General features: G+C 51.6%; 12 protein-coding genes. 2 read left to right on the top strand and 10 right to left on the bottom strand.

Annotated features, from left to right (window positions below; all coding sequences use genetic code 11):
- Positions 1 to 2 precede the first annotated feature (2 nt).
- The 7 genes from cas7e to dbpA all read right to left on the bottom strand — a co-directional run bounded on the left by cas7e (position 3) and on the right by dbpA (position 9,448).
- Positions 3 to 1,073 (bottom strand): type I-E CRISPR-associated protein Cas7/Cse4/CasC, encoded by a 1,071-nt coding sequence (cas7e, locus tag CAP31_RS12650; protein ID WP_087447864.1) that lies wholly within the window; start codon positions 1,071 to 1,073, stop codon positions 3 to 5.
- 43 nt (positions 1,074 to 1,116) lie between these two features.
- A complete protein-coding gene (gene casB, locus CAP31_RS12655) occupies positions 1,117 to 1,626 on the bottom strand; it encodes a type I-E CRISPR-associated protein Cse2/CasB (protein WP_087447865.1) in 510 nt (169 codons plus the stop codon).
- Positions 1,627 to 1,637: 11 nt separating this feature from the next.
- Positions 1,638 to 3,323: a type I-E CRISPR-associated protein Cse1/CasA gene (gene casA, locus CAP31_RS12660; RefSeq protein WP_157662751.1), complete on the bottom strand. Its 1,686-nt coding sequence runs from the start codon at positions 3,321 to 3,323 to the stop codon at positions 1,638 to 1,640.
- Positions 3,320 to 6,091 (bottom strand): CRISPR-associated helicase/endonuclease Cas3, encoded by a 2,772-nt coding sequence (locus CAP31_RS12665; protein ID WP_087447867.1) that lies wholly within the window; start codon positions 6,089 to 6,091, stop codon positions 3,320 to 3,322. The genes casA and CAP31_RS12665 overlap by 4 nt, the downstream gene beginning before the upstream one ends.
- A gap of 10 nt (positions 6,092 to 6,101) precedes the next feature.
- A complete protein-coding gene (gene rhuM / locus CAP31_RS12670) occupies positions 6,102 to 6,983 on the bottom strand; it encodes a virulence protein RhuM/Fic/DOC family protein (RefSeq protein WP_087447868.1) in 882 nt (293 codons plus the stop codon).
- Between the two features lie 89 nt (positions 6,984 to 7,072).
- Positions 7,073 to 7,951 carry a YafY family protein gene (locus CAP31_RS12675; protein WP_087447869.1) on the bottom strand — a complete coding sequence of 293 codons (879 nt, stop codon included), beginning with the start codon at positions 7,949 to 7,951 and terminating at the stop codon, positions 7,073 to 7,075.
- A 108-nt stretch (positions 7,952 to 8,059) separates the two neighbouring features.
- Positions 8,060 to 9,448, bottom strand: a complete 1,389-nt coding sequence (gene dbpA / locus CAP31_RS12680; protein WP_369802407.1) for an ATP-dependent RNA helicase DbpA — start codon at positions 9,446 to 9,448, stop codon at positions 8,060 to 8,062.
- A 168-nt stretch (positions 9,449 to 9,616) separates the two neighbouring features.
- Between dbpA and CAP31_RS12685 the strand changes: the two genes are divergently transcribed.
- The gene (locus CAP31_RS12685; RefSeq protein WP_087447871.1) at positions 9,617 to 9,934 is read left to right on the top strand and encodes a hypothetical protein; all 318 of its coding nucleotides are present in this window, start codon (positions 9,617 to 9,619) and stop codon (positions 9,932 to 9,934) included.
- 70 nt (positions 9,935 to 10,004) lie between these two features.
- Positions 10,005 to 10,259 (top strand): hypothetical protein, encoded by a 255-nt coding sequence (locus CAP31_RS12690; protein ID WP_087447872.1) that lies wholly within the window; start codon positions 10,005 to 10,007, stop codon positions 10,257 to 10,259.
- Positions 10,260 to 10,345: 86 nt separating this feature from the next.
- Here CAP31_RS12690 and CAP31_RS12695 read toward each other — a convergent pair whose 3' ends face one another.
- The 3 genes from CAP31_RS12695 to CAP31_RS12705 form a co-directional block, all read right to left on the bottom strand.
- The gene (locus tag CAP31_RS12695) at positions 10,346 to 11,137 is read right to left on the bottom strand and encodes an ABC transporter ATP-binding protein (protein ID WP_087447873.1); all 792 of its coding nucleotides are present in this window, start codon (positions 11,135 to 11,137) and stop codon (positions 10,346 to 10,348) included.
- A gap of 154 nt (positions 11,138 to 11,291) precedes the next feature.
- The gene (gene ntrB, locus CAP31_RS12700; protein ID WP_087447874.1) at positions 11,292 to 12,179 is read right to left on the bottom strand and encodes a nitrate ABC transporter permease; all 888 of its coding nucleotides are present in this window, start codon (positions 12,177 to 12,179) and stop codon (positions 11,292 to 11,294) included.
- A gap of 66 nt (positions 12,180 to 12,245) precedes the next feature.
- Positions 12,246 to 13,538, bottom strand: a complete 1,293-nt coding sequence (locus CAP31_RS12705) for a CmpA/NrtA family ABC transporter substrate-binding protein (protein ID WP_087447875.1) — start codon at positions 13,536 to 13,538, stop codon at positions 12,246 to 12,248.
- Positions 13,539 to 13,673: the final 135 nt, after the last annotated feature.

Consider the following 13,673-nt stretch of genomic DNA (forward strand, 5'->3'; position numbering starts at 1 on the left):
GGCTATTCCGCTATAAATTTGGCTATAGCACTCAGGCTTCCTTCACCCGTTTCAACATTAAATTGCGCGCTGGCGTCGGCGCAGTCGCCATACACCGCATTGAAGTTATCGCGTCGTTTGGTTAATTCTTTGATGGCACGGGTCAAGGTATCTTCGCCTCTTTCCTGATTGGGTTTAACTGGCTTCAGAAATGCTTGCGCCAAACTGCGTGGTTGTTGATCTCCTTTTTCTGCCAATACAAAACCGGCATAAGCACGCGAAGCAAAGCTGTTTTGCTTGCCGGTGGGCGACACCTTGGTAACCGCCTGCACGAAGGCATCCAAGGCATTTCGTGTCAACCCGGCATCGCCGCCCAAATTTTTCTGCAACAATTCACGGTCAATGCAGATATACAAATAAAACACACCTGCACCAAAACCCAGTTCACCGATATGCGCCGCACCCTTGTCCTCTTCACCGGTATTGAGATCATCAACGGCAATAAAATAATCGTCTTCGACGGCAGCTTTATGCACGGTAATGGCGTGCGCTACTTGTACGGCGGCTTCGGTGTTAAAGGCAGGTGATGAGGCCAGCATCCGGCCAAACATCGCGATATCCACAGCGGTATGCTGCTTTCGTAGCAGCTTCAAATCATCCTCTGTAGGTGCAGTCGCTGTCGCCACCAATTGAGTCACCAAATCGGCAATCGCTTTTTCTTCTTCAGGATTGAAATGCACAAGCTGCTCAACGTGCAGGTCTTCGTTGTTTTCAGTCTTTTTATCAGATTTCAATTTACCAAATTGACTGGCAATCGTTTTTGCCCATTCACGCGCATTTTTTTCGCCGACACCCTGTTTGGTCAGCGATTGATAAATGCTGACACCCATTTCTTTGGTGCGTGTGCCAATATGCCCTTTCAGCGCGGCCTCAAAAATATCTGAAGTGCGCCATGCACGCTTCAGGCTTTGCGAAGAAATACGCAAACGGGTGCAATCGCCAATCACGGCAGTTTTCGGGCGACCAGTATCATCGCGGTTCAGGTTTGAGGGTGGGTAGCTGGTCAGGATATGTAATTGAATAAAACGGGACATGGTTTTCTCCTTGAGTGTTTTCGTAAAAATTTGATATGGAAATTCAGGCTGCAGGTTTAGCAGGCCAACGATAGCTGTATGCCCATTGTTTTTTGATGTCGTCATTCCACCAATAGACATCGTGTGCCAGTTGCTCAATACTGGCCTGATGACCTATCAAGGGCAATACTCGACGCAAGCTAATAAATAAATCATCGGTGGTTTCAACTTTCAGCAAATCGCGAAAACGCAGTTCTGACACTAAAGGCTTATCACCTGCCAATTCAGACATTTTGATGGGCAAGCGTTGCGTGTCGTCGGTTTTAACGTGCGCCAACAATCCGGCAATGGCCGCCAGCTTGTCTCTTTGCCAATCATTGGCATTTTCTGGCCAGCCGCAAGCCAGCATATAACGATAAAAACGCTGGTAAGCATCGCTTAACGTGACAGCATCCAGTGTCTCGCATCGTTGCAATACTGCACGGCTGGCGCGGTCTTCCTCCAACCCTTGCCACCAATGAAATAACGGTTTCGCAAAAAGAACATCGACGGGTGTTGATTTTTTCTCTTCCATTATTCTTCCCTCTACAATGACGATTGAGCCTGTGGCTCGGTGGATGATTTAGCTTTCTTACCTTCTTTGCCAGGCTTGCTTTTCTTCTCGGTCACAGGCAAACGTAAGATGGTTTTTATCGCATCACCGTACAGATTTCTTTGCAGGCTGTTATAGGCTTCCGCAATACGGCGCGGGTCTTGCTGGCCGATAGCGCCTGCGCCGACAATATCCACATCAAACAGCTTGGTCGCGCATTTGATCAAAACTTTGTGCCATGTATCGCCCAAGGAAATAATGAAGTTGGCATCATCCATATCAATCCCCGTTTCCGTGCGTGCCTGCTCCATCAAGTCATTCAGCTGCTGATAAAAGCTTAGTTCCGTACTGTCCCAAAAGGATTTATCAACAAAACTCAAATCCCCGCGCGCATCCGATTTTCCATCTTTTTTAGGAAACCATGCTTCTTTAATAGCGTTGCCCAAATAAAAAACGGCTTGCTCTGTCGCTTCAATTCTATTGGAGATAAGGTCTTGTACATGTCCTTGTATTGCGCGCTCAGCATCTGCCAAACCATACAGAGGAAAGGTGGTTTCGTACCAGCAACGAGGTTTCATGTTGTCCATGTCATAACCAAACACCCATAGCCTGAATTGACCTGACGCTTGATACTTTGCCCGCGCCTGAAAGAAATAATCCACCATACCCGCAGCTTGCACTGATTTTTTGCCTTGCTTAACGCCCAATACCCACGCCAGCCAGTTTTTATAACTAAATCCACCGGGTTGCGGATGCACAGGCAGCCAGTCTTCTTTGGTTTCGTAGTATGGAGAAAACGGATGGCGCCACGCGCCTTTGTAATTCAAGCCTTGTGGCTTGGTGACATAACGATGCAGCAGTTGTGCCGAATCTCGTTTGCAGACGTCACACAGTCCCATTTGCACATTGGAAAAATCAAGACGAATACGGCGCGGCATCGCCCAAAATAGATGATGGGGATGTACCTGCAACGGTTGTGTTTCGCCACCTGCAGGTTGAATCTTGTTAATGTCGGCCAGCCACGGAAAGGTAAAGTGCTTTGCCGTTTTTTGCGCGTCACCACCTTGTTGCAGAAAAGCGGGTTGCGGTTTGACATTGAGCCACAAGTCCTGCCACAAGCTGCGTGATGGCGTGGCAACCACCAGCGTAGTTAAGGGGCCACCACCACGCAAGCTGGTGCGATGTCCTGCACCGCCTGCAGGGGCATTGGTTTGCAGAGTGAATAAAGCTGTGGCCGCGCAATGTGGACACATCGCCTTGATGGTGTTGCGCTTGACGAAATGGTCGGTGTTTTTATCAATCGCCGAACCACCTGCAGCATCTATCAATAACGCATCAATCGTGCATTCCGCACCTTCTGCTGCGGTTAGGCTGAAATCCTGCATAAAACGTGCGCCATCACCACCCAGCACAAATGCTTCGGCAATTGGCACAAACCATTTTTGCAGAACTTCAGCATTAGGCGGCAAATCCAGCAAGTCTTCCCAGTCGCCTTCGTCCTCAATTGGTGTAGTCGTTTGCATCAAACCAATCATCATTTGCGCCAGCGCACCATTGAAGTCTGATCTGTTGGCCGCAAACGCAACTATATCTGGCTCGGCAATTTGATGTGGTGCTATCCAGTCCACCTGCCCAGTGCGGCGGCGAATGGGCAACCATTTTTCTTCCAATAAATTCATTCTGCTGTCTCTCCGTATTGAGTTTCTGCCACTCGCAAACCAAAATCCGCATCGTAAAGCCATGTCAGAAGTTCTGGCTTTTTCCCTGCTTTTTCATTACCTGCTGTCCATGCCTGCCCTTCCCACACGCCATCCAAACGCCGCATCAAAGGCAGCAGCACGCACCACTTACCCTGGCTGGGCAAGGTCTGCTGCAAATGCAAATAAGCGGATTTTTGGAGCGCATCAGACGGCACATCTACCTGCGCCAGCCATCGCACTGCCATTTTCACCATGCTGTATGCCCAGACACCTTCCGCCCACGGCTGCAATTGTCCGTCGACCCATTTTGCCAACATGACTTCCATCGTTTCCTCGCCTAAACGGGAGGGCGTTTTGGCTTCGCTCCACCAGTCGCCACTGTTGCCACGGGTATAACCGCCCACGATTTTCAGAGTATTTTGCTGCGCCAAACTTGCTTCTGACATTACCTGCCCTTCTGCTTTCATTGCGCTTTTAGTTAATGCGTCAGGCAGCTCTGCTGTTTGAGAATACACAGTTTCAATCAAATTCCGCGCATCGACCGGCATGGTGAAACTGCCTTTCTGCAACACTTGTGCTGTTAACCATAATTGACCGTGATGGCTATACACATATTGGCCTTTTTTGAATACTGCTCCGTACCAGTCTTCTTTGGGTTGTGTTGTCCACGGCGGAGCATAAACCCACAAGCATGGGGCTGGCCGTTCATCTTTAGCATCAATTTTTAATAAACGATTCCCTTGCATATCGCGCACGTGGCGCTGCAGACGCCCCGCCCGTTGCAATATGCGATCTATCGGCGCAAGGTCGGTAATCAGCACATCGAAATCCACATCCAATGATTGTTCGGCGACCTGGGTGGCAATCATGAGTCGCCCCTGCCGATCTTGCTGTTGACTTTCCTCGCCAAAAAATGACAACACTTGCTCTTCTTTCCCCAATCTATCCTTTAAAGCAAAGCGTGCATGAAACAAGGTGATTTTTTCGTGGGAAATGATTTTGGATAAACGCTCGTAGGCGGTCATGGCATCGGCAACGGTATTGCGTATCCAACCGACACATTGGCCTTGCTGTAACGCATTGATAATATGCGCAAAGACTTTTTCATCATTTGCTTCATAGTGTACTTGTACCGTTCTGGATACATTGGCGCGTGAGGCCAAGGCTTCTTCTTGCAAAGTCGCTTGTCCGTCATGCCAGCGTGTTGCCAGTGGATACGCAGCCGAACTCACCGCAGGGGCAGTTGATTGATTCCTGCCACGCGCATAGGCATTCAGCAAGGCTTGTTTCATGTAGCCCGGCAACGTGGCGGATAGCAAAATGACCGAACCGCCAGTGCGTGCATGAAACTCCAGCAACACTTCAAGCACACCTTGCATATACGCATCACAAGCATGAACCTCGTCTATTACCAGTACCTTATTGAACAAACCCAATAAACGCAGGGATTGGTGCTTGCTGTGTAAAACTGCTAACAGCGCTTGGTCTATGGTACCCACACCCGCTGAGGCCAATAACGCGCGCTTGCTATGGTCAGCCAACCATGCACTGCAACGTGCCGAGGCGGTTTCATCCAGTTGAGCCGTATCGTGCTCGGGCGCATTGAGAGGCAAAACCGATGCGGCAAATTCTTCCACCAATTTTTTATGACCGTGTGCCAGTACTAAATTGGCATTATTGGCAAAGAGCTGTTGATATACTTTTGCCACCCGTTTATACATGGCATTGGCGGTCGCCATGGTCGGCAAACCAATAAAAAAACCTTCTGCCAATTCTTGCGCCATTAGACGATAAACCAGCATCATCGCCGCTTCGGTTTTCCCCGCCCCAGTGACATCCTCCAACAAATAAATTTGCGGTGCCTGCGGTATATCCACTGTGGTTGACCACTGCTGCAATGGTGTTGCATCCAGTATATACGGGAAGAAATTTTTAAGCGTCTGCCCGCCAGCAATTGCGGATGGCAAAACACCTGAATTTGCTAGTGCTATAACTGCCTGACCTTGGGCATATTCCCAATATTCTTTCAAATCTATTGAACCGTCTTGATATGGGAAAAAATTAGTATTTGAGCCCAGCCAGTCGGCAAGTACAGTGACACCGGCAAACCACCACGACAGTATTTCACTCAATTGCTGAAAATCTTTCCCGTCCAGATTTGTGGGAATACTCGTGGCTTCATCAGTGAATAATAATTCGGCCATCTCCTTCACAAAGTCAACTGCAACTTGCTTATCTTCTTTGGTGAAAAAACTATCTATGCTGCCAGATGATTTTGGCGGCGTACCATGATGACCTGTTACCGCTCTCATCCAGCAGGCCAAACTATCCTGTATTCTCTTCGTGTTACTGATACCTATTTTCGGCAATACCTCACTGCAAATACCTTCATATCCACCACCCCACAACCAGAAACCCAGCGAATCATGGCGTTCGCTATATTGTTTGCCTGGATTCGGCGTCCGGCATTGTAAGTATTGAATTAAATCGGGGCGTTGCGATTGAAACGCTTCGCTAAACTTACCCAAATCATGCAACGCCAAGAAGAAAGCTGACCACGACAAAAATGCCTGTTCAGAGCAACACAACAAGTCACAGCAAGATTTGAGTAAAGAGGGTGACTGCTTGAGATAAGCCACACCTATTGCTGCCACATCCAGAGAGTGATACACCAGCAGATGCCACTTCTGCTCATCCGGATAGTTCGGATCAGCCTTACCCCAATATTGAAAATATTTGTTTTGCATGATGTTTATCCTATAGTGCAGGGGAATGCAGTGGTCGTAGGTGTCCCTTTTCTTCGTTTGAACTGAGCATGGTCATAATGAGGTTGCCATCGGCAAACGGATGGTTTTTGACGACAAAATACAAAAGATGAGCGGCTTTGCTTTCTATGGTGGGATAGGCTGGCTCACCGAATACGAATTGATCGAGATTGCCGAAAATAGCGGCCAGCCCATCGCCTCTGGGCTGAGCGAACAGCTCGGTCGCTTCGCCTTTGGCTATCAGCTTTTGTTTGAGATGTTGAAGTTTGGCTGTGGCATCAACCATGGTTGGGAGCAGCCCACCTGCTTGCCCAGCCGGTTCATTGAGCAAGCCTTCGTCGTAGCGTTGTAACCACAAAAAAGTCTGCGTATAACGGCTGATGATTTCAACTAATCCACGCCCCGCCTGCGTATTGAGCTCAGGCGATTGTGCGGTTTTCCGCACCAGTGCCAATGCAGCTTCCAGCGCGTGTGCGTTTTCGTTAAAACGCTGCTGGTTGAGGGTGTAGCCTTGCACCAGATGCTGCTTGAGAGTTTGCGTTGCCCATTTACGAAACAGCACACCGCGCGCTGATTTGACGCGGTAACCTACTAAAATAATGACATCCAGATTATAAAAATCTATCTCCCGCGTGACTTCTCGACTGCCTTCCTTTTGAACTTGTGCAAATTTTGCACAAGTTAAATACGAGTCTAATTCTCCGTCCTTAAACACGTTGTTAATATGTTTAGTCAGTACCGACCGTTCTCTATCAAATAAACGGGACATCTGCTCGGTGGATAACCATACTGTCTCATCCTGCAAACGAACTTCCAGATTTATTTGCCCATCCTGCGTTTCAAAAATCTGTATTTGATTGAGATCATTGGTCATCTTGGTTCATCCCCAATTTATTGCCCGATATTCTTGGCGAGCTTTGCATGAACGCTGCTATGGTCATTTTTACCTGTCGCCCCAGCATGCTACTCACCCCACACCCAAGGTTTAACTTCATCCTTATTCACCACCACTATCTGCTGTACCTTGGGGTCAGGATGTTCCCGGCTAGGCTCCAGATGCATCAGTTTAAGAAAGTAGTTAACCAGTGCGCCTTTGATGTTGACTTCAACTTGATGGTCAGTCATGCCGTAATCCTCGGCAATCACCTGTTTATGGTTTTCGGGCAAGTCAGGATGTACGCCAATAATGACAGGCACTTCTGTGTACCAATCAGCATCATGAGAATCCGGTTCGCCGGGCTCATTGATTAATTCCGGTATACCTTTGATACGCGCCAGCACGAAATCCCGGTATTGCCGGTGGTAATCGCTATATGCGCGAAGGTGCCAGCGGTAACCGCTGAATACCAATGTATGCGGTGACAATACCCGCTCCTGCGGTTCGGGCTGGGTAAGTGATTGATAGCGCACCCTGATTTTCTGGCGGTTGTAAGCTGCGCAACTGATCAGGCGAAAGATAGTCAGGTCGATTTCCCGATCCAGCGGGCTGATAGCGGCGGCATTGGGCTGGTAGGCGCTCAATGAGAGCACAGGCGGATTAGGTGTATGGGGGGTGTGAAAGACGCTGAGCAACTCGGATGTCTTGCCCGTGAGCAGCAGCGGGGTGAATCCCTCGCCCACTTCATAATATTTGGCGGATTTGTTATATCTGAGATTATTCGGTCTCGATATTTGATAAATCTGAAAATCCTTGGATGCCTGGGCACGACTGATGCCAAAAGTCTCCATAATCGCCTGAACACGTATCCACCCAACCATCAGCAAGGTGGTTTCCAGAAGAATGAGGCGTTGACGCACGTCCCACTTCAGTTGCAGCAATTCCGGTTCGTTTGCAGTTTCCATAAATCATGACTCGTATAGTTGTTTTATCCAACTATACTCGCGATGAATTTAATGTCAACTAATAAGACATATCTTTTTTTAAGACATTTTTATGTCTAGAATTTTACATCACGCCAACGTGATCAACCGCATCTTGAAGCTGCGCCCCTTGATGTTCCCCGCACTCAGTCTGGCGAAAGCCTGTTCGACGATGCGCCTGTCCAGCGCGACATAGGTGACGAATTCAAACACGTTGATCTTGCCAACTTGTTCTTTCACCAATCCGACTTCCCCGGTCAGTGCGCCCAATATATCGCCGGGACGCAGTTTGTCTTTCTTGCCGCCCATCATGAACAGCGTGACCATCGGCGCCTGTAGCGGCGGGCCTTCTGCCTGCGCGAGTTCTGCCAGATTGAACCAGTTGGCTGGCTCGCCTTGATAATTTTCTATCAACTTGACCCACTTGAGCTCGTTCGGCGTTGCCAGATTCAGCACCAGACCTTGCGCTTCGCCGCGTCCGGTACGACCGATACGGTGGATATGTACTTCGGCATCGCGGGTGACATCGACGTTAATAACTGCGCTCAGGGTCTGGATATCCAGCCCGCGTGCGGCTACGTCTGTCGCTACGAGTACCGAGCAGCTCTGGTTGGCGAACAGCACCAGCACTTCGTCGCGCTCGCGCTGTTGCAGGTCGCCGTGCAGCGCCAGCGCGGAGAATCCCTGCGCACGCAGTTCCTCGGCCAGCTCGTTGCATTGCGCTTTGGTGTTGCAGAAGGCCAGCGTGGATACGGGCTTGAAGTGATTGAGCAGCTTCGCTACCGCAGCGTTGCGTTCATCGTAGCCGACTTCGTAGAAACGCTGCTCGATGTGACTGGCGGCATGCAGCGATTCGACTTTGACTTCAACCGGATCGCGCAGAAACAGCTTGCTGGCTTTGCGTATATCGTCGGGATAAGTCGCCGAAAACATCAGGGTCTGCCGGCGGCTCGGGCAAGCGCGCACGATGGCAGTGATTTCATCATAGAAACCCATGTCCACCATGCGGTCGGCTTCATCCAGCACCAGGGTCTGCACTGTCGACAGCTTGATGCTGCCGCGGCCGATATGATCGAGCAGACGCCCGGGCGTGCCGACCACGATATGCGCGCCATGCTCCAGCGAAGCTACCTGTGGCGCCATCGGCGAGCCGCCGCACAAGGTCAGCACCTTGATATTGCTGGCAAAGCGCGCCAGCTGGCGCAGCGATGTCGCCACCTGATCCGCCAGTTCCCGCGTCGGGCACAGCACCAGCGCCTGTATCGCAAAATAGCTCGGATTCAGCTTGTGCAGGATGCCGATACCAAACGCAGCCGTCTTGCCGCTGCCGGTCTTGGCCTGTGCGATCAGATCGCGCCCTGCCAGTATCTGCGGCAGGCTTTGCGCCTGTATCGGCGTCATTTCGCGGTAACCCAGCGCATCGAGATTACTGAGAAAGGCGGGAGATAACGACAAGCTGGAAAAGGATGTTGTGTTCACGATGAATGGCAGTAGCGATAAAACACGCAGTCTAACAGCCTCATCACCCCGCTGTAACTTTCTGTTACAACTTGCCTCATATTTCGCAACAGTTCGCTTACAAAGCAGCCTTATGATGAACTCACTTCCACTGGAAGCAACCCGGACAATCTGACTTAGGAGCATGAAATGAATAAAGCAATTACAACAGGATTATTGGTAATCGGTTTCATCGGCGCAAATGCTGCCTTCGCAGACAATTACCACCGTCAATCCAATAACCAGCTGCAATACAACGAACACAATCGTATCAAGCATGGCGTGAAATCAGGCAGCCTGACACGCGAAGAAGCTCAGGGCCTGGCCCAGGAGCAAAAGCAGATCCGTACCGAAGAGCATGCGTATAAGGCAGACGGCAAATACACCGCCGCCGAACGCAAGGACGTGCATCAGGACCTGCAACAGGCCAGCAAGGACATTTATCAGGAAAAACATGACCGGCACTAAATTCGCCGTTATGTGTCTGAACACCGGCGGTAAATGGTTATCGCCGTTAGTATGAGAAGAGGAATGAACGATGAATACACTACTTAAACCACTCCACCGTACCAGCACTCTGGTCACGCTCGTTTTATTGGCCAGCATTGCCACACCGGCATTGGCCGATGATGACGACGGCTACCGCGGTCGCGGTTATGACGCTCCCCGCTACCAGGGCTACGATCGCGGGGATTGGGGCAGAGGTCACAAATACAAACACCATGACCGCGATGTCTATTACGTCACCCCGTATTATCAGCCACGCGTCGTCTACGCACCGCCCCCCGCGTGATTTACGCACCGCCGCCACCGGTGGCTTATTATCCCAGCGTACCCTACCGCAGCGGCATCGAAGTGCGCCTGCTGCAATTGTTCTGATCAGGCAGCCGGGCGCATCTGGCGCTGATAGAGGAACTCCAGCACGCGTGAACGCAGGTGGTGATAATGTGCATCGTTGGCCAGCGCCAGACGATCGCGCGGCTTGGGCAGATCCACCGTCAGGATATCGCCGATAGTCGCCGCCGGGCCGTTGGTCAGCATGACGATACGGTCGGATAACAGCACCGCCTCGTCGACATCATGGGTGACCATGATTACCGTGCTCTGGGTGGCGGCAACAATTTTCATCAGCTCGTCCTGCAAGTGAGCGCGGGTCAGCGCATCAAGCGCACCAAACGGCTCATCCATCAGCAGTACCTTGGGTTCCATCGCCAGCGCGCGGGCGATCCCTACGCGCTGTTTCATACCGCCGGATATCTCGTTAGGCCGCTTGTGCTCGGCATGACTCAGGCCAACCAGATTCAGCGCTTCCAGCGTGCGCTGCTTGAGTTTGGCTTTACCCTCCCTGGCGCCGAATACCCGCTCGACGCCTAGGTAGATATTATCGAAGCAGGTCAGCCACGGCAACAGGCTATGGTTCTGGAACACCACAGCCCGCTCCGGCCCCGGCCCCTTGATTTCGCGCCCGGCACACAGCGCCGCGCCCTCGGTCGCGTCCTGCAGCCCGGCGACAATATTAAGCAGCGTGGATTTGCCGCAGCCGGAATGCCCGATCAGCGTAATGAACTGACCCTGGTCGATGCTCAGATTGATGTCGCACAGAGCGTGATACACGCCTTTTTTGGTGGTGAATTTCACATCCACCTGTTCGAGTTGCACAAACTTTTCCATTTGAATTGCTCCCGCTAATTGTTTGCTGTTCGGTTATCTTGAAAAGACCTTGTCCACCAAAAACACTAAAATCACGACAATAGTTTGAGGAACCAATTTGCAGATTTATTTCGTGATTTTCGTGCTGTTCGTGGACTAATCAATTAGTCCTTTGCTAGTCGTAGCTGAAGCGCCTGGCAATCCACACCAGGCCCTGCTCCAGCAGCAAACCGATAATACCCACCACAAAAATCGCAATGATGATGTGCTCGACATTGAGGTTGTTCCACTCATCCCACACCCAGAAACCGATGCCGACGCCGCCGGTCAGCATCTCCGCCGCCACGATCACCAGCCAGGCCACGCCGATGGCAAGGCGCACCCCGGTCAGCACATGCGGCAACACCGCAGGAAACAGGATGCGGGTAAACACCTTCCACTCCGACAGATTCAATACGCGGGCAACGTTCAGATAATCCTGCGGTATCTGGCGCACGCCGACCGCGGTATTCAATATCATCGGCCAGATGCTGGAAATGTAGATCACCCAGATCGAAGCCGGCTCGGCCTTGTGCAAGACCAGCAGACCGATAGGCAGCCAGGCCAGCGGCGACACCGGACGCAGCAGGCTGATGATGGGCGCGGTCATCGCCGCCAGAAATTTGAAACGGCCGATCATGAAGCCGAGCGGGATGCCGATCAGCGCCGCCAGACCGAAGCCGATGCCGACGCGGTACAGCGAGTACAGGATATTCCAGCCTATGCCCTGATCGTTCGGACCTTTGTTATAGAACGGGTCGGCGAACAGCGCTTTGGCTGATTCCCAGGTCGTGGCCGGCCCGGGCAGATTGGGCGTTTCCCGCGCGATCAATGCCCACAATGCGATGAAGGCAACGATGCCCAGCACCGGCGGTATCACCCAGCGCAGGAAATCGCCGAGTTTTCCTTTCAGGTCAAATTTGGCTTTGCTCATGGTCGTTTTGGCAGTTTGCGGTTGCGGCGTTACGACAGCGGGCGCTTCTGCGCTCGCGTCGGGCGGGAGTGTTCCGTATATGGCACTCATGATGATTCTCCTGATGTAGGCACCAGCGTATCGAGCAGCGGCACAGAGGCCGCCACTCGAGCGGTTTTAAGCGTGAATTTTGAAAGAGGCCGCGTATTTCTTTGGATCCTTGCCATCCCACACTGTGCCGTCGATCAGCCTGGAAGTCCGCAGCGGACTCTTGGGCACAGCGATCTTGAGCTGGGTAGCCGCTTCGGTATACAGCTTGATCTGGTTGACCTTCCTGGCTTCGGCCAGATAATCAGGATCATCCTTGAGCAGACCCCAGCGCTTGTGCTGGGTGAGGAACCACATGCCGTCGGACAGGTACGGGAAGTTGACCTTGCCGTCGTTGAAGAACTTCATATAGTTGGCGTCCTGCCATTTCTTGCCGTTACCATTGTCGTACTGACCCAGCATACGATCTTCGATGGAATCGAAATCGGTATTGACGTAGGCCTTGTCCGCTATAATTTTGGCTACTGCCGAGCGATTACTCATGGTATCGATATAACGCGACGCATCCAGTACCGCCATGATCAGCGCCCGAGCAGTGTTCGGATGTTTGGCGACCCAGTCGGCAGTGGTGCCCAGGATTTTTTCCGGATGATCCTGCCAGATTTCCTGGGTGGTAACCGCAGTAAAGCCGATTTTGTCACGTATCGCCCGGGCATTCCACGGCTCTCCTACACAGAAACCATCCATATTATCCACGCGCATATTCGCAACCATTTGCGGCGGCGGCACAGTGATGACCTTGGCCTCGGTAAACGGATTGACGCCGTAGGCTGCCAGCCAGTAATACAGCCACATGGCATGGGTGCCGGTCGGAAAGGTCTGCGCAAAGGTATACTCGCGCGGCTCGGCCTTGACCAGCTTGGCGAGGCTGACACCATCCACGGCACCCTTGGCCTTGAGCTGGTTGGATAAGGTGATAGCCTGGCCGTTGTTGTTGATGGTCATCAGATTGGCCATGTCCTTTTTCGGCCCGCCGATACCCATCTGCACACCGTAGATCAGACCATACAGCACGTGTGCCGCATCCAGCTCGCCATTCACCAGCTTGTCGCGCACCGCTGCCCAGGAAGCTTCCTTGCTCGGTGTAATCTTGATGCCGTATTTCTTGTCGAACCCCATCACGCTGGCGATCACCACCGATGCGCAATCGGTCAGCGGGATAAAACCCACTTTTACTTCGGTAATTTCGGGGGCATCGGAACCACCCGCCCAGGCGGCATTACGCACTCCGGGGGCAACAAGATTCATCAAGGCAGCAGCTCCAAGTATGCCGGTCGATTTCTTAAGGAAATCGCGACGTGTATTAGCAGAAGTTACTAGGGTATCGGCATCCGGCCGGATGCCAGTTTCGTGGTCGCTCATCTGAGTCACTCCGTTTATTTAACAAAAGGTTTGATCAGAGATCGCCCACCATTGGACAAGGCTCTTGCATGGATATATAGCAAAGGCCATGCCAAACCTGCTGCTTATTTACAACCAGTTGATTAAAAATAAGTT

It is taken from the genome of Sulfuriferula sp. AH1 (assembly GCF_002162035.1).
Lineage (GTDB): Bacteria > Pseudomonadota > Gammaproteobacteria > Burkholderiales > Sulfuriferulaceae > Sulfuriferula.